Source organism: Legionella shakespearei DSM 23087, assembly GCF_000373765.1.
Taxonomy (GTDB): domain Bacteria; phylum Pseudomonadota; class Gammaproteobacteria; order Legionellales; family Legionellaceae; genus Legionella; species Legionella shakespearei.
In genome coordinates this window covers 1-17,555 of record NZ_KB892384.1, presented here as the reverse complement: position 1 = coordinate 17,555, position 17,555 = coordinate 1, and the positions used below count along the sequence as shown (strand labels likewise).

Here is a 17,555-nt window from a genome sequence, read left to right as displayed (position 1 = left end):
CAATTTCAAGTTCTAATCGCCAGATTTTTTAGACACAATAACTCGAGCCGGTCTGATCACCCGGTCATTCAGTTTGTATCCTTTCTGGAACACTGCCACCACTGAATTGGGTGCCGCTCCAGGAGCATCCTGAATGGACATGGCTTCGTGTTCTTGCGGATCAAAGGTTGCGCCAACGGGATCTATCTGGTTTACATCAAATTTCTGCAACACATCGATGAAAAGCTTCATCGTTAATTCCAAACCTTCATACATAGCAGGATCAGTACTTTTATCTTTATCGGCCAGTTGCAGGGCTTGCTCCAAACTATCGACTACAGGTAATAAAGCTGAAACCAGTTTTTCCATCCCGTATTTATGGGCATTAGCAACTTCACGTTCCATGCGACGACGTACGTTATCGAGTTCTGCCAAGGCACGAACTGATTTTTCCCAGTTTTCATGTGCCTTTTGTTCGGCCAGAGTAAGCTGCTCTTCCAGAGCGGTATAACTTGGATGGCCTAAAGCAGCCTCTTCATGAGGTGTTACTTCCTCTGCTTCATCCATCATCTCTTCGTCAGGCATTTGATTTTCTTCTTTAAATTTATTCCAGTCTTTTTTATCGTGTTTACTCATTCAATTGCTCCTTACTCACGTAATAGCTGCAGATGGGGACATACTATTGAAATTCAAGGTGTTACCCTTAAATTTATCTTCCACTCTTCAAAAATTAGACACATCAATCTGCAATTAATCATTTTAAAACGCCAGATGTTAAATATAGTCTTTGTTAGACTTCATTTCCAAATGCTAATGAAAAATTTCATCTATTCATTGCTCCTGTGCTCCAGATGGCCTGATGTACTGTGTAATACAGGATGTTAAAAGCAATTAGGCAAATGGTATACTATACTTTGTATAAGTATCTTTAAATTGGAACTTATCATGGCAGAATTAGACAGCATGCCAGATACCCCTTCGAATGAAGATGTGGGAGATTATGCTACAGATGGTGTACCAAATTCAGCCCCAGGCAATGAAGAGTTGAGTGATGTTGCGGAAGATACGGAACAGCCACCTGCCCCAACTACTGGTATATAAACATCTAATACCGGTGTTGTTCTCTCTTTGGCTTGCAGTCACTGTTCATTTATTCCATACTTAGGTATCAAAAAAATCAGCTGGATTTATTATGCAAGAATGGTCGCCAGTTTCATGGCAAAAGTATTCTTATTTGCAGGCGGCAACGTACGCAGATCAGGAACAGTTAAATAAAATAGTAGAACAATTAAGCATGTTGCCCCCACTGGTCACCAGCGGTGAAGTCAAGAACTTGAAAAAGGAAATAGCGCGCGCGGGACGTGGTGAAGCCTTTATCCTTCAAGGTGGCGATTGTGCTGAATCCTTCAATGATTGTCGTTCGGATATCATCAGTAATAAATTAAAAATTATTTTACAGATGAGTTTGATTTTACTTTATGGTTTACGTAAACCAATCGTACGTATTGGACGTATTGCAGGCCAATATGCCAAACCAAGATCGTCAGACTTTGAAACCATAGATGGGGTGACCTTACCCAGCTATCGTGGCGACATAGTAAACTCTCCAGAATTCACTGCTGCAGCAAGAGAGCCTAACTCCAAACTCTTGTTACAGGCTTATAGCTGTTCTGCCATGTCGCTTAATTTTATCCGCGCCTTGCTTGATGGGGGTTTTGCGGACTTGCATGACCCTCAGCGCTGGGATTTACGCTTTGTAGAACATTCTAATCAGAAAAGTGAATACCAGAATATAGTAAAGTCTATTGAAGACGCGCTGGATTTCCTGACGGCTATTGATGGAATTCGCTCAAGTAATTTAAGCAAGGTCGATTTCTATACCTCTCATGAAGCATTGCATTTGCATTATGAACAGGCATTAACACGCCAATTGAAAGATGGGCTATGGTATAATCTGTCAACTCACTTACCCTGGATTGGTATGAGAACAGCGCAAATTGACAGCGCTCATCTTGAGTTTTTGCGAGGGGTTCAAAACCCTGTTGGCATCAAAGTCGGACCAGGCGCCACTCCAGAGTGGCTGGAAGAAGTATTGTCCATTGCTAATCCCAATCATGAAGAGGGACGAATTCTGCTCTTTACACGTCTGGGTGCAAAACAAATTGATAAATTATTGCCTCCGCTTATTGAGGCAGTGAAAAAAACCAGGGTTCCTGTTACCTGGTCTTGTGATCCCATGCACGGTAATACAGAAACCACGGCTGATGGAACTAAGACACGTCATTTCGACAACATTCTTTCTGAATTGAAACAAGCGTTTGAAATTCATAAAAGTATGGACAGTTACCTTGGCGGAGTTCATTTTGAATTGACCGGTGATAATGTCACTGAATGTATAGGTGGTGCGCGCGGACTAGCTGCTGATGATTTGAAAACAGCTTATCACAGCCTGGTTGACCCCAGATTAAACTACGAACAATCACTTGAAATGGCCATTCAGTTAAGCCGGCAGTTCAGGGGATCTTAAAAAGAAAATGGTCTTTTGTAGCCCCATCTCCAATCCACGTCGTCCTGAGCGTGTCTTTTTGCGCGAAGGATCTCCAAATACTGGCACCATGCTGCTTTCAGGAGATCCTTCGCGCAAAAAGACACGCTCAGGACGACGTGGATAGGGTAATGACAATGGAGTGATCCCGGCTGCAAGCAGACCGGGCTACAACCCCCTAAACCTTAAACTGTTCTGCAATATACTCCGGGATACGCTGATCTAACCAATACACTGGCTCCCAGATTTTACTGCCTGTAATAAACCCGACATGACCGCCCTTCTTGCTTAATTCCAAAGTGACTGAATCAGACAATTCATTTTCTTCAGGTACCACATCAACCGTCATAAAGGGATCATCTTCGGAATGAATAATCAGGGTTGGTTTTGCTATGGTTCGCAAATATTTTCTCGAGCTGGATTCCCGATAATAAGCATGGACATTGTTAAAACCATATAAAGGTGCTGTCACCTCGTTATCAAAAGTCCAGAAACAATTGCATTGGGCTGCTTTTTTCAAAGGTTCGGGAGGATTTTTAAAATGACTGGCCTTGCGGGCGAAAACCGTTTTGAACTGGTTTAACAAATGAGTCTGATAAAAGCGTGAAAAACCTTCGCCGATCCGATTCGCCACTTTACTTAAGACAAAGGGTACTGAAACAGCCACTGCGGCGTCTACAGACGCGGATTCTTGCTGCTCCCCCAGCCACTTTAATAAAACATTACCACCTAATGAAACACCTACTATCGCTTTCCTGGTTTCAGGTTCTCTTTGCTGCAGCGTCTGGATGAGAAAATTCAAATCAGCAGTGTCACCAGAATGATAGGCACGTGGTAATCGGTTTAACTCTTCACCGGCTCCGCGAAAATGCATGAGTACCGCACGCCAGCCCTGTTGATTAAAGGCCTGCATAAAGCGGGCGACATAACTTGAATTCACACAACCGCCCAAGCCATGCAAAATAACAACCAGGGGAGCGGTTTCAGGCAAATCTGCCCTGCTCCATAGTAAATCCAGAAAATCCCCATCGGGCAAATCGAGTTTTTCTACTTTATCAATGGGCGCCACCAAAGGATGTCGTATTGATGCATAGATAGTTTGCGCATGCGCATTAGTCAACCACCAGGCAGGTTTGAACTGACTGTCAATAATCATGATTACCTCAAATGATATTGCGGACTCAACTCACGAACTGCATCAATCAAGACAGCGACATGTTCCGGCGGTACGTCAGGAGTAATCCCATGTCCCAGATTAAATATATGACCTGATCCTTGTCCAAAAGATGCTAAAACATCCCCCACTTGCTTACGTATACATTGCTCCGAGCTCAAAAGCACGCTGGGATCAAGATTTCCCTGTAAGGCAACCTTGCTTCCGACTCGCGCACGGGCCGTGTGTAAATCACAAGTCCAATCCACTCCTAAAGCATCACAACCAGTAGCCGCCATGAGTTCTAACCATTGGCCGCCGTTTTTAGTAAACAGAATAACCGGAACATCAGGGTATTCTGCTTTTAAAGTAGCCACAATCTGTTGCATGTAGTGCAGAGAAAAAGCCTGATAATTACGTGGCGTTAAAATCCCGCCCCAGGTATCAAAAACCATCACTGCATTAACGCCAGCTTTAATCTGTTCAATCAGATACTGGCTGACAGAAATAGCTAATTTATTCAACAATAAATGAGCCATCTTTTCTTCAGTATAGACCAGATTTAACAGACGCTTAAAATCCTTGCTACTGCCTCCTTCAACCATATAACAGGCTAAGGTCCAGGGACTTCCTGCAAAACCAATCAAGGGAAGTTCTCTGGGCATTTCCTGGCGGATAAGGCGTGCCGCATCCATCACATAAGCCAGAGAATCCATATCAGGGATTGGTAATTCTTCAATGGCGCGCAGGTCGTGCAGCGGCTTTCTAAAACAAGGCCCCTCGCCTTCGGCAAAATAGAGTCCAAGTTCCATTGCATCGGGAATGGTTAAAATGTCGGAAAATAAAATGGCAGCATCCAAAGCAAAACGGCGCAAAGGCTGTAAGGTTACTTCGCAGGCAAGCTCCGGATTTTTGCACAAACTTAGAAAATCCCCGGCCTGTTCCCTGGTTTTTCTGTATTCAGGTAAATATCGTCCTGCCTGGCGCATGATCCACACCGGAGTCCGGTCAACAGGCTGACGTCTTAAGGCACGAAGAAACAGGGATTGATTAATATCATACATCATAAGATCTCAATAACATTGATTTGGGCGTATAGTACCACGCCATCAGGAACTACGTCATCCAGCTACGATTATGGCACAGTCCGTAGCCCGTATTAGCGGAGCGTAATACAGGAAAGTGCCACTTCGATCCTGTATTACGCTCCGCTAATACAGGCTACGCATTGTGCTATTTTAGATCAATGTTGCCCCGAGTGCACGTCGATAAATGGAAATAACAATTCAAAAAGTAAATTAATTTTGCTATAGTCTCTCTCTTTTTTTAAACAATATGCGCATTATGAATCAGGCAAGAACATCTATTATTTTAATCGGATTATTATCTGCTTTTTCTCTGGTAACTTTCGATTTGTACCAGCCCTCACTTCCCTACATTACTAACTATTTTGCGACCACTCATAGCTTGAGCCAATTCACTTTAAGCATTTATTTGATTACCTTTGGATTTACTCAATTGTTTTGGGGGCCTTTAATTGATCATTTTGGCCGGCGTCGTTTGTTGCCTATTAGTCTGTTGCTGGCTCTTGCAGGGAGTTTGCTCTGCGCTTTTGCGCCTCATATCAGCATCCTTATTCTAGGCAGGGCAATTCAAGGGGTTGCTCTCTCCTGCGCTCAAATTGTTTCCTATTCCACTTCGCGTGATTTTGAAGATCCACTACAGCGTGCAAAAGTTCTTTCTTATGTATCAATGATTGTTTCGGCGTCCCCCATTCTCGCGCCTGTATTGGGATCAGTCGTATTTACTTACCTGGGATGGCAAGCCAATTTTATCTTAATGGCTATTATTGCCTTGATTTTAATACTGCAATGCAAAAAGGGCTTATTTGAATCACCCTTCTGGCATGCCCCCAATACCCCTTTTAAAATGAAAAAGGTGCTTGGTGCATACAGAGAGCTTTTGGGTATTTCAGGCTTATGGCACAGCTCCATGATCATGATGTTCAGCTTTGCAGCCGTGATGATTACCGTCATTAATTCGTCCTATTTGATCATCGATATATTAGGTTTTTCTGCTTTAAGCTATGGTATTATTTTCATGATAAACGGTTTAAACATTATCGTTGGTAATTATCTGGGTATTTGGCTTCGTGAGCGTTTTAGCATGATCAATACCATTTACCTGGGCAACTGGTTTATTATCGGCGGGGGACTGGCGATGCTGATTACCTCCAAATTATATGGTTTTAGCCTGGTCAGCCTATCCTTTTCTCTCATCTGCAATTGGGGAATCAGTATTAGTGCGCCACCAACCATGTCCCTTGTCCTTTCTGACTTTAAAGAAAATGCGGGACTTGCCTCGGCATTTATCAGTACAATAAGAATGTTTGGCTCAGCAGCATTTTCTATCGTTGTTGGTTACCTGTTAATGACCAATCTGGATGCCTTGCCTCTGGGTTTGATTGTTGCAGGAGCTGGTGCGCTCCACTTTTCCAGACAATTTAATAAATGGATTAGTAAATCAGACGATTCAGAGTTTGATGGAAAAGAAGCTGTCGCTTAAGATTAACTTAATGTAAAGAGAAATAAATGGATGTTTTGAATATTACTGCACTCAGTGTAGCAACAAAAATTGGCGTACATGCCTGGGAACAGAAAATCAATCAGCAACTGGTGATCGATATTTCCATCCCTTCCAATTTTGCAGACTGTGATGACAAGTTGGAAAATACTATTGATTACGATGCGCTCTGCCATACCATAACAGAATCAGTAGAATCCCAATCGTTTCATTTAATTGAATCGGTAGCTCAACATGTGGCAGAACTGGTCAAGCGTGAGTTTGGTGTTGCCAGGATTACTGTAGCAGTGAGCAAGCCACATGCGATTAAAAATGCGGGGAATATTCAGGTTGTTGTGACAAGATGAGTCATTGGCAGGAGCATAGCCCGGTTGCAAAACTAGCTCTTCTACACATCTTTGCCATTTCCCGATCTACGTTGTCCTGATCTCGGAGTGAGATCTCTGGATCCCGCGGACAAGCCGCGGGACGGCGGAGTATCGGGTTATGCTTTTCCCGGATTCACGTCGTCCTGAGCGCGTCTTTTGGCGCGAAGGATCTCCCCAAAGCGGCATGGTGCCACTTCGATCCCGGCTGCAAGCAGACCGGGCTACAAATCCTGCCAGCTTTCAGGGAATCCTTCGCGTCAAAAGACGCGCTCAGGACGACGGAGATCGGGGAGTATAGAAGAGACAGGTGCAAGCAACCGGGGTTACAAAGAGATCTAGCCCCCGGTCACCATACCACGTAAATGTTCGTTCTTGGCCAGGTTCACCTGAGCCTTTTGGGCTAATAGGCGATTAGGATATGGGCCTACAACAACGCGGAACCAGTTACCGCGGGCATTGGTTACTGGTACAACGGCTACATCAAAACCCTTCAGAATCAGCAATCCTTTCATATGCTCAGCATCTTGCCGTGCCTTAAAAGCAGCGACTTGCACTGAATAATTGCCTTTGCCTGCCGGAGGTGTCGGGGCGAGAGGTTTTCCTTCTGCGACCTTGACTGTGGCTGGTTTGGTATCAACCCTGGGCTTTACTGAGTTATTAGCAGCAGTAGTCACCGCAGCGGTTCCTGTAGCAGTAGGCGTTGGTTGCGCCTGTGTTGCCTTGACAGCTGTAGTCGTAGTGGCAGTTGTCGCAGCATGATTCGCCGTGGCCGGCTGCGTTGCCCCTTTTTCATTCGCTAACAGAGTATAAAATTCAAACTTGGGCTTAGGTTGAGTCTGAGCCTGTTGTGGCTCTGTTTTAGCGGCAGAAGCCTGTTTTCCGTCATGCTGTGCCAAAACCTGATTATTGAGCCATTGACCAATAGTCGCTACATCAAAAAATGAAGCAGTCAGATAACCTAATACAAAAGTAACGATAATTACCAAAAACTGTTGCGGCGCCCCGCTTTTTTGCTGCGAGCTGCGCTTATTTCCATAATCTCTAGCCATTACATACTCTCAGGGGCTGATACGCCCAATAAATCCAGACCATTATTTAATACCTGGCGCACTGACTCTAACAAACAAAGTCGAGCACAACGTAACTGTTCTTGCTCACACAAAAGCTGAACGGCATTATAATAGCTGTGTAAACCATTGGCCAGCTCTCTTAAATAGTATGCTAACTGGTGAGGTTCGCATGCCATTGCAGATGATTCTATCACTTCCGGATAACGACAAATCAGGGAAATCAAGGCAGTTTCATGACTTTGATCCAGCAAATCCAAATGCTGCAGACCCAGATTTTTATCCCAAAGCATGCCTCTTTCTTTCAATTGCCTTAATACACTGCAAATCCTGGCATGGGCGTATTGGATGTAATACACAGGGTTATCGCTAGACTCTGATTTTGCCAAATCCAGATCAAAGTCCATATGTTGTTCAGGCTTGCGGGCAACATAAAAGAAACGCGCCGCATCATCACCTACTTCTTCGCGTAATTCTCTTAAGGTAACAAAAGAACCACTACGGGTAGACATTTGCACCCGCTCGCCGCCGCGATAAAGAATAGCAAACTGGACTAATAAAACATCAAGCGCTTTTTCATCATGTCCCAGAGCAGTTACTGCTGAACGAACACGGGTCAGGTATCCATGATGATCCGCGCCAAAAATATCAATCACCCTGTCAAAGCCACGATCGTATTTATTCCAGTGATAGGCAACATCTGATGCGAAATAAGTGGTTTGTCCATTAGCTCGAATAAGAACCCTGTCTTTTTCATCGCCAAAATCGGTTGCCTTAAACCAGAGAGCGCCTTCCTGTTCAAAAGTATGGCCACCCTTTTTCAAAGCATCAATTCCTTTTTGGATCGATCCGTCTTCAAACAAAGACTGTTCTGAAAACCAGTTTTCATAACGTACACCAAATCCGGCCAGATCATCTTTGATATCGTCTAAAACGGTATTAAGTGCATGCTGATGGAATATGGCAAAACCTTCTTTACCCAATAAGGTACCCGCACGCCCTATTACCGCATCGATATACACTTCTTTATCGCCGCCTAGAGGTTCGTCAGCAGGTAAATCACTGGTCACTGCAGACCAGGGATGCACCCATTTGTTCCCATCGCGAGTCCATAAGTCTCTGGCGATTTCATACACATAATCACCTTTATAAGCATTCGCAGGAAAAACAACAGGTTCACCGGCTAATTCCAGATAACGCAACCAGACACTGGCGGCCAGAATATTCATCTGCCGACCAGCATCATTGACATAATATTCCAGGCTTACGTCGTAACCTGCAGCCTTTAGTACATTACCCAAAGTTGCACCAAAAGCGGCACTTCGGCCATGTCCGACGTGTAAAGGACCTGTAGGGTTAGCAGATACAAATTCAATCAATACTTTTTGCTTTTGCCCCAAGGTACTGCGGCCAAATTCCTTGCCTTCTTTTAATACATCAGCAAGAACCCTCGCACGTGCACTGCTGCGTATAAAGAAATTGATAAATCCAGCACCAGCTATCTCAATTTTTTCAATGGAATCATCGGCTGGCAATGCATTGACTAACAGTTCTGCCAGTTTTCTCGGTGCCTGACGGCATGGTTTCGCCAGAATAAGGGCCAGATTACTGGCGTAATCGCCATGTGCCGCATCCTTAGCATTATCTACTTTAGGTTCAATCTCAAGATCTGCAGGCAATACGCCTGATTCTTGCAGGGAAATTAGTGCCTTTTTTAAAAGCTGTTCTACTGTATGTTTCATACTACTCATATACTCGTAAAAAATAGAGCTATTATGCGCTTTTTCGTATCATATGGAAAGCGTCAATGTAATAAAATAGTAGTTAGGGGTTACCTTCTCAAACTCCTGCATGACACGTCGTCCTGAGCGCGTCTTTTTGCGCGAAGGATCTCCAGATTGCTTATGCTTTCATTACCCAAAGAAAACCGAGCCGCGACCGTAAGGAAGCGGAAATTTTGGATGTACACCTAATGAGTAATCAACAATGGAGTACATCAAACTGTTCCGCTTCCTTACGGTCGCGGCTCGGTTTTCTTAGCAGGATGCTTTTTGTACTCTTGATTAGCAAGTCACAATACAGGCTCAAGGGGATCGAGAGGATGCGACGCCTAAGCCTCATCCTCTATAGTCTCGTAAGACTTATAAATATACCCATCCTGAGACAATAGAATCGCTATAGGCCTTGTTGCATCAAAATGAGCGAAAACTATCATCATCATTACTGTAATAGGCACAGATAAAAACATACCTAAAATTCCCCATATCGCCCCCCACAGGCCTAAGGCGAATAAAATAACCAGAGGGCTTAAATTTAAAGATTTCCCTAACAGGCGCGGTTCCAGGAAATTTCCAACGACGAATTGGACAGCAACAATCCCCGAAGTCACTACAAGAAAGGGCCACCAGCTTTGAAACTGAATCAAAGCCAAAGCGGCAGGAAAAGCGGTAGCGACTATGGCTCCAATATTGGGAATGTAATTTAAAAAGAAAATAAGCAAAGCCCAGAATTCGGCAAAATCCAGCCCGACGCATTTCATAATAACCCAGCTTGCTGTCGCGGTAGCCAGACTCAGCAAGGTCTTGATACCCAAATAGGTTTGAGTATCTTTAGTAATATGGGAAATAATATTCTTTACCAGCTTTCTGTGTTCTTTCTGCGGAAAAAAGGCATCCATTTTTTGACTGAAATAATGCTGTTCCACAAAAAGAAAAACGACATATAAAGAAATTAAAACTGCAGAACTGGTGAGTGTGGTAAACACCCCATAAATATTAACCAACATGTTTTGAATACTTAATCCTTTGATAATACTGTCAAAATCAGCGAAAGCCTTAATATGGTATCGTTGATCCAGATTATTAAAAATAGTAAGCAGATTTTCCTGATAACGTGGAGAGGCAGCAATCACCTCATTCACATTGTTGCTGATAATATCAACCAGAATTTTTACCAAAACGGACACTACTGCCAGAGACAAAATCATGCTCATCCATGAAGGAAAGCGATTACCAATCAGGGGAACGCGCTTCATACCACTGTTAATGGTATTCAACAAATGCCAGATAAAAACAGACATTACTATTGGGATTAATAAACCACGCCCGGCAATTAACAAATATCCGATTATCCAAACCAGAATCAATGCCGCTGTAAAAGTAATGATGCGATTCATCGTGCTTCACTCCTGAGGAGATAAATACCCATTCGCAACGAGTATATTTTCCTGTTATTATTAATTTTTTATCTTATAGATAGTATCGTGCTGTCCAACTCTTGTGAATCATTATCGGGCGTAGGCCCAACACTTGCAGCTAAACTGGCCAAATGTGGCATAGTTACCGTGCAAGATCTTCTTTTTCACTTGCCTTACCGTTATCAGGACAGAACCAGAATAACATCAATTCAGGATTTACGCGCTAATGATTGTGCCGTTATTGCAGGCAAGGTCTGTAAAACAGAAATAAAATACGGCAAGCGGATGATGCTTAATTGTTATGTCGAAGACAAGACCGGACTAATCAAACTGCGTTTTTTCCATTTTAACAAACAACAAGTTAACGCTATGAATAACAGCACCTGCATTCATGCCTTTGGTGAGGTGCGTGAATTTAACGGTCGTCTGGAAATGATACACCCTGAATACCAACTGCTGGAGGATGAGTCGGAATATCAGGTTAAAGAAACATTAACCCCAATTTATCCTGTGACACAAGGCTTGACCCAAACTCGCCTGAGACAACTTGTCACTATGGCACTGTCTCGCTGTGAGAACGACTTGCACCAGTTGGAATGGATGGATGAACACCAACTTCATGATTTTAAATTTCCCAATCTGGGTTTTGCAATCAAATTACTGCATAACCCTCCTCCAGATACCTCGCTGCATGCAATGGAAATGGGAGAGCATCCAGCATTAAAACGTCTGGTCTTTGATGAGCTGCTAGCTCAAAGGTTAAGCATGCAATTTGCCAGAAAGTCACGCAAGGCACTGGTGGCACCAGCTATTGCCGCAGAAAACACCCTGACGGAATCGTTTTTAAATGCCCTACCCTTTGCCCTTACCTCAGCCCAGGAGCGAGTCAGTAAAGAAATCAGTGATGACTTAAGCCTGTCAAAACCCATGCTGCGCCTGGTTCAGGGAGACGTAGGCTCGGGAAAAACGGTTATTGCTGCCCTGGCGGCTCTGCAGGCAATAGGTCAGGGATTTCAGGTAGCTTTTATGGCACCGACCGACTTATTAAGTGAACAACATTACAACAACCTCAGCAACTGGCTGAAACCCTTGGGAGTTTCTGTTTCACGGCTCAGTGGCAAGATGAAAATTGCAGAACGCAGAGCAGCTTTGAGTGCCCTTGCTGATAAAAGTTGCTCCCTTATCGTTGGAACCCATGCCCTGTTTCAGGAAGAAGTAGTGTTTGCACAGTTAGGCTTGGTCATTATTGATGAGCAGCATCGTTTTGGCGTGGAACAACGCCTGTTATTACAACAAAAGGGACAACAGGATCAAATGATCCCCCACCAACTGTTAATGACGGCTACACCTATTCCCCGCACTTTGTCCATGACTCATTTTGCCCATTTGGATATCTCAATCATTGATGAATTGCCTCCTGGCCGTAGCCCGGTCACTACCGCAGTGGTTAGCCAGGACAAGCGTGACACCATTATTGAACGTTTGCAGGCAGGTATTGCCAGTGGCAGACAGGCTTATTGGGTCTGCACCTTAATTGAAGAATCAGAAAAGCTGCAATGTATGGCGGCAACAGATACTGCTCAAACCTTACAGGAACAACTTGCTAATGCCCGTGTAGGACTGGTACATGGCCGTATGAAAGCTGTTGAAAAAGAAGCGACTATGGCAGCGTTTAAATCAGGAGAAATTGATTTACTGGTTGCAACAACAGTCATTGAAGTAGGTGTGGATGTCCCTAATGCCAGCCTGATGATTATAGAAAATGCGGAACGACTGGGCTTATCACAATTACATCAATTACGTGGACGTGTTGGCCGGGGAAGTGCGCAATCGCATTGTCTTCTGCTGTATCAGGCACCCTTATCACAACAGGGGGCTGAGCGTTTGAAGGTGATGAGAGCAACCAATGATGGCTTCATCATTTCAGAAAAGGATCTGGAGTTACGTGGAGCCGGAGAGGTACTGGGAACACGCCAAACTGGATACAGGCAATTCAAGATAGCCAATATTCAGCGGGATAGAGATTTGCTTCCTCTTTTACCCCCTGTTGCCAGACAATTGGTGCAAGAAAGAACAGAAGTTGCTCGTGCTATCACCCAACGTTGGTTAGGTAATTTTGAGCAATTTTTACAAGGATAAAAATATTTTCAAAAATGTGAAAGTCAAGACTGTTTTTTATTTTTTTCTTTGTTAATATAGACAGGCTAACCGCACATCCTCTTCTTCCACGTCCCTGTGGATAACTTTCCAAACATCTTAGCTGAGAGTCAACATATAAACCCTATTGCATTTTTTAAGATCCAGTATGTAAAAGGATCATAGCTGTTTTTTGCTAAAAACAAGCAAAACATCATTATCCACAAAATCTGTGGATAACCCTGTGCACAGGATGCAAAACACCATATAAAATCAGTGTAGTTTTAAGATGCCTCAGAACTTACCAATTTGCCTTCGCATTTCAGAAGTGGGGCGTGTTAAAAAAATATTTTTTATTGTGCCACGTGCAGGAGATCCTTCGCGCAAAAAGACGCGCTCAGGACGACGTGGATTCGGGAAGACGTGGATTCGAGGCAGCATTGATCCAAAATGGCACAATGCGTAGCCCGGTCTGCTCGCAGCCGGGATCGAAGTGGCAATGAACTTTATAAGCCAGTTCCAGTACAAAAATCCTCAGCAAGAAACCCTTTGACCTGAGCTTGTCCCATGGGTATCTACACCCATGCTACACCAGGTTCCGTGCCACAACAAAAGTTCCGCTCCTTTACAGTCGCGGCTCGGTTTTCTGGTGCACGATAAAGTCAATACGGACGCACGAAAACCGGGCCGCGAACGTCAGGAAGCGGAACAGTTCTGGCTCGGTTTTCTGGTGCACGATAAAGTCAATACAGACGCACGAAAACCGAGCCGCGACCGTCAGGAAGCGGAACAGTTCTGACAACAAGCCTAAGACACAGCAACTACTGAGTTTTCATTAATAAAATGATACAATCCACTTTTTAAGAAATTCATCCCGGTTTTACACTGAGGAACACCATGAGCCAACACGACAGATATTCGCAGGCCAAAAGAGTTACTCTGATCGGTGCGCTGATCAATGCAATTCTGGGTTTCGTTAAATTGATCGGCGGTTATCTTTTTCATTCCCATGCGCTTGTAGCAGACGGAATCCATTCCTTTTCTGATCTGTTCACTGATGTAATGGTTTTATTTGCTTCAAAATATGGCAGTGCCGATGCAGATGAAACTCATCCTTATGGCCACCAGCGTATTGAAACTGCGGCTACCCTGCTCTTATCCTTGCTCCTTATTCTGGCGGGTTTTGGTATCGCATGGGATTCAATTGATGAATTAATTCAGGCAAAACACGTCATGCCCGGTTGGCTGACCTTGCCCATTATAAGTTTCTCTATTCTGGCTAATGAGCTTTTATTTCACTATACACAGCTTATAGGCAGGCGCATCAATTCCCAATTAATTATTGCCAATGCATGGCACCATCGTTCTGATGCAGCATCCTCAATAGTAGTGCTCATAGGCCTGATAGGCAGTTTGGCTGGTTTTGTTTATCTGGATGCCCTGGCAGCGGTATTGGTTGGTTTGATGATTGTCAAAATGGGTTGGGATTATGGCTGGAACAGCGTCAAGGAACTGGTAGACACTGCTGTTGATTCAGAATTATTATTGCAAATTGAACACGTCATTCAAAAAGTCGATGGCGTTCAGAAAATTCACCAATTACGCAGCCGTTTTATGGGCAGTGATGTGTTAATTGATGTCCATATTCTTGTTTCTCCCCAGATTTCGGTATCAGAAGGTCATTATATTGCCCAGCACGTCCATAGAGCACTGGTAGATCAGATTGACAGCGTCAGTGACGTAATAGTTCATGTTGATCCCGAAGATGATGAGGTATGCAGCCCGTCATTGCATTTGCCGAATCGAAGAATGCTGCAGAACGAATTGCTGGATAAAGTTCGTATCGACTTTCCTCAGATTTTATTCTGGAATCTGCATTATCTTGATGGAAAAATGACTATAGATATAGCGTGCTCGGAAGAGTTTACCCAATGGAAAGCACTTCATGATCGCGTCATATTGGCCTTGGAACTGGAAGCAAATCTGGAAGAGGTCCGTTTGTTCAGTCTGCATGAAATCATGCATCATCATCCAGTTTGAACTTAACAGTGGCAAATTAATCTGCAATTGAGATATTATATGCGTTTGCAGCCCTCATCCTGAGCATGTGAAGGATGACGAGTAGATTCACGGCAGTAAAACTTTGATTTTCCCATTTTATAAGTAGGTATACTGAATGTTCTCCGCTACTGGTTTAAAAATTATTTTCGCCATCTCTATATTCATAGTAATCCTTATTGCCGGCTGGTATCCATTCAGAAAACGAATCAAAGACGATCATCACATTGATTTTCCTATTGGGGAAACTTTGGCAACGGGAGTCTTTCTGGGGGCCGCCCTGCTCCACATGTTGCCTGAAGCGAATTCCCTGTTTAAAAGTATGGGGTATGACTATCCTTTTGCTTTCATTATTACGGGCGCTGTTTTTCTTATTTTTCTCTGGTTTGAACACCTGGGTAAAGAGTTGTATCACCACCACAATGCAGAACACCCTGCTTTTGCTATTTTAGCCTGGGCCATGCTCTCAATTCACTCCGTCATGCTCGGAGCGGCCTTGGGTTTAGCCCAATATAATTCAATGATCATCATGCTGTTTCTTGCCATCATTACTCATAAATGGGCAGAAAGTTTTGCTATAGCGGTTCAGCTGAATAAAAGCTCCATGAGTACTAATAAAAGTATGGCCTTTTTCCTTCTTTTCAGTTTGATGACTCCTGTTGGCATTTACATAGGCTGGTATTTTGGCCATGGTATTGAAACACATTCACTCTTTGACCCTATACTGATTGCTGCTTCTGCAGGCACTTTTCTTTATTTGGGCACATTGCATGGTCTTGAGCGTTGTGTCATGGTAAAACGTTGTTGTAACTTACGTGATTTCAGTTTCGTTATCATAGGATTTTTACTCATGGCATCGGTGGCCATTTACGTCTAGTAATAAATATTAATATAGGAATCATAATGCAAATAGCCAAAATTCAAGCTCGTGAAATTTTAGACTCTCGCGGTAATCCTACTGTTGAAGCGGATGTCTTTTTGCACAATGGAATCACAGGAAGAGCCAGCGTTCCTTCTGGAGCCTCAACAGGAAGCCGCGAAGCCTGTGAACTGAGAGATAATGATGCCAGGCGATATGCCGGTAAAGGCGTACAAAAAGCTGTGGCACATGTGAATAACGAAATGAACAACAGTTTGAAAGGCATGAACGTCGAGGATCAGGAAGCTATCGATCGCACTTTATGTGAACTGGATGGCACCGAAAATAAATCACGCCTGGGCGCCAATGCTATTTTGGCAGTTTCACTTGCCAGTGCCAGAGCAAGAGCAAACACACTCGGATTACCCTTATATGCCGTCCTGAATCAACAAGAAACGATGACCATGCCTGTCCCCATGATGAATATTTTAAATGGCGGCGCTCATGCAGATAATAATGTCGATATTCAGGAATTTATGATTATGCCTGTAGGGGCTGCTGATTTCCCAACCGCCTTGCAGATGGGTGCAGAAACGTTCCACGTTTTAAAATCCGTATTAAAAAAACAGGGATTAAGTACTTCCGTTGGTGATGAAGGGGGTTTTGCACCCGATATACAATCCAATCGCCAGGCTTTGGATATGCTCAGTGAAGCCATTGAAAAAGCGGGTTTTCGTCTGGGTGAAGACATAGTATTTTCTCTGGATGTTGCTGCATCAGAACTGTATGAGCAAGGCACGTACCATATGGCTTCTGAACAGAAAAAATTTACTTCGTTACAACTGGTGGATTATTACGCTGACCTGGTTGCCAGCTATCCTATAGTCAGTATTGAAGATGGTCTTGATGAAAAGGACTGGGAAGGGTGGAAGCAGTTAACTGTTCGCCTTGGCAAGAAAATCCAGCTTGTTGGTGATGATTTGTTTGTAACCAACCCTAAGATATTACAAGAAGGAATAGACCAGGGTGTAGCTAACGCTATTTTGATTAAAGTGAATCAAATCGGCACCTTGAGTGAAACCAGAGATGCTATTCGATTAGCCCATCAAAATGCTTACCGCTGTGTCATGTCGCATCGGTCTGGTGAGACAGAAGATACTTTTATTGCAGATCTTGCTGTAGCCACTGGTTGTGGACAAATTAAGACGGGTTCCTTGTGCCGGACAGATCGTACCGCAAAATACAACCAGTTATTGCGTATTAATGAAATGGCTAAATTGCCGTACGCAGGCAAGAGTGTATTGAACGCCTATTGAGCCGCAGGATCGTAGCCCGGTCTGCTTGCAGCCGGGTGTACACGTGCGATCCCGGCTGCAAGCAGACCAGGCTACACGCACTATTGTATTAAGTGCCCGTAAATGTAGCATCCCTATTTATATTACGATCATAGTTCTACGTCGTCCTGAGCGCGTCTTTTTGCGCGAAGGATCTCCTGAATGTGGCATGGTGCCAATTTGTAGCCCGTATTAGGTGCCAGCCGTAATACGGGAGCGAAGTGGCAATCAACTCATTCCCGTATTACGGCTTCGCCTAATACGGGCTACAAAACTG

The 17,555-nt window shown here is 43.9% G+C and carries 14 protein-coding genes; 8 read left to right on the top strand and 6 right to left on the bottom strand.

What is annotated here, in order from left to right; all coding sequences use genetic code 11:
• Window positions 1-12: 12 nt before the first annotated feature.
• The gene (gene grpE, locus B094_RS0102645) at window positions 13-615 is read right to left on the bottom strand and encodes a nucleotide exchange factor GrpE (RefSeq protein ID WP_018576242.1); all 603 of its coding nucleotides are present in this window, start codon (window positions 613-615) and stop codon (window positions 13-15) included.
• 309 nt (window positions 616-924) lie between these two features.
• Between grpE and B094_RS17230 the strand changes: the two genes are divergently transcribed.
• Both B094_RS17230 and B094_RS0102635 read left to right on the top strand, forming a co-directional pair.
• On the top strand, window positions 925-1,080 hold the full coding sequence (locus B094_RS17230) for a hypothetical protein (protein WP_018576241.1): 156 nt from the start codon (window positions 925-927) through the stop codon (window positions 1,078-1,080).
• A gap of 91 nt (window positions 1,081-1,171) precedes the next feature.
• The gene (locus B094_RS0102635; protein ID WP_018576240.1) at window positions 1,172-2,506 is read left to right on the top strand and encodes a 3-deoxy-7-phosphoheptulonate synthase class II; all 1,335 of its coding nucleotides are present in this window, start codon (window positions 1,172-1,174) and stop codon (window positions 2,504-2,506) included.
• Window positions 2,507-2,702: 196 nt separating this feature from the next.
• Here B094_RS0102635 and B094_RS0102630 read toward each other — a convergent pair whose 3' ends face one another.
• The gene (locus B094_RS0102630; RefSeq protein WP_018576239.1) at window positions 2,703-3,680 is read right to left on the bottom strand and encodes a hydrolase; all 978 of its coding nucleotides are present in this window, start codon (window positions 3,678-3,680) and stop codon (window positions 2,703-2,705) included.
• A gap of 2 nt (window positions 3,681-3,682) precedes the next feature.
• On the bottom strand, window positions 3,683-4,741 hold the full coding sequence (gene hemE, locus B094_RS0102625) for a uroporphyrinogen decarboxylase (protein WP_018576238.1): 1,059 nt from the start codon (window positions 4,739-4,741) through the stop codon (window positions 3,683-3,685).
• A 280-nt stretch (window positions 4,742-5,021) separates the two neighbouring features.
• On the opposite strand from hemE, the gene B094_RS0102620 reads away from it, so the two are divergent.
• Window positions 5,022-6,242, top strand: coding sequence for an MFS transporter (locus B094_RS0102620; protein WP_018576237.1), 1,221 nt, complete (start codon window positions 5,022-5,024; stop codon window positions 6,240-6,242).
• Window positions 6,243-6,268: 26 nt separating this feature from the next.
• Window positions 6,269-6,607: a dihydroneopterin aldolase gene (gene folB / locus B094_RS0102615; protein WP_018576236.1), complete on the top strand. Its 339-nt coding sequence runs from the start codon at window positions 6,269-6,271 to the stop codon at window positions 6,605-6,607.
• 356 nt (window positions 6,608-6,963) lie between these two features.
• Here folB and B094_RS0102610 read toward each other — a convergent pair whose 3' ends face one another.
• The 3 genes from B094_RS0102610 to B094_RS0102600 all read right to left on the bottom strand — a co-directional run bounded on the left by B094_RS0102610 (window position 6,964) and on the right by B094_RS0102600 (window position 10,870).
• On the bottom strand, window positions 6,964-7,677 hold the full coding sequence (locus B094_RS0102610) for an SPOR domain-containing protein (RefSeq protein WP_018576235.1): 714 nt from the start codon (window positions 7,675-7,677) through the stop codon (window positions 6,964-6,966).
• Complete coding sequence (gene argS / locus B094_RS0102605) at window positions 7,677-9,437, bottom strand: arginine--tRNA ligase (protein ID WP_018576234.1); 1,761 nt, start codon at window positions 9,435-9,437, stop codon at window positions 7,677-7,679. Before argS ends, B094_RS0102610 begins: the two co-directional genes overlap by 1 nt.
• Window positions 9,438-9,805: 368 nt before the next feature.
• Window positions 9,806-10,870, bottom strand: a complete 1,065-nt coding sequence (locus B094_RS0102600) for an AI-2E family transporter (protein ID WP_018576233.1) — start codon at window positions 10,868-10,870, stop codon at window positions 9,806-9,808.
• Window positions 10,871-10,957: 87 nt separating this feature from the next.
• Here B094_RS0102600 and recG point away from each other — a divergent pair, with 87 nt between their 5' ends.
• From recG to eno, 4 genes are all read left to right on the top strand, one after another.
• A complete protein-coding gene (gene recG, locus B094_RS0102595) occupies window positions 10,958-13,030 on the top strand; it encodes an ATP-dependent DNA helicase RecG (RefSeq protein WP_018576232.1) in 2,073 nt (690 codons plus the stop codon).
• Between the two features lie 894 nt (window positions 13,031-13,924).
• A complete protein-coding gene (locus B094_RS0102585) occupies window positions 13,925-15,067 on the top strand; it encodes a cation diffusion facilitator family transporter (protein ID WP_018576230.1) in 1,143 nt (380 codons plus the stop codon).
• 136 nt (window positions 15,068-15,203) lie between these two features.
• Window positions 15,204-15,962, top strand: a complete 759-nt coding sequence (locus B094_RS0102580; protein WP_018576229.1) for a ZIP family metal transporter — start codon at window positions 15,204-15,206, stop codon at window positions 15,960-15,962.
• 26 nt (window positions 15,963-15,988) lie between these two features.
• Window positions 15,989-17,260: a phosphopyruvate hydratase gene (eno, locus tag B094_RS0102575; protein WP_018576228.1), complete on the top strand. Its 1,272-nt coding sequence runs from the start codon at window positions 15,989-15,991 to the stop codon at window positions 17,258-17,260.
• The last annotated feature ends 295 nt before the right edge of the window (window positions 17,261-17,555 follow it).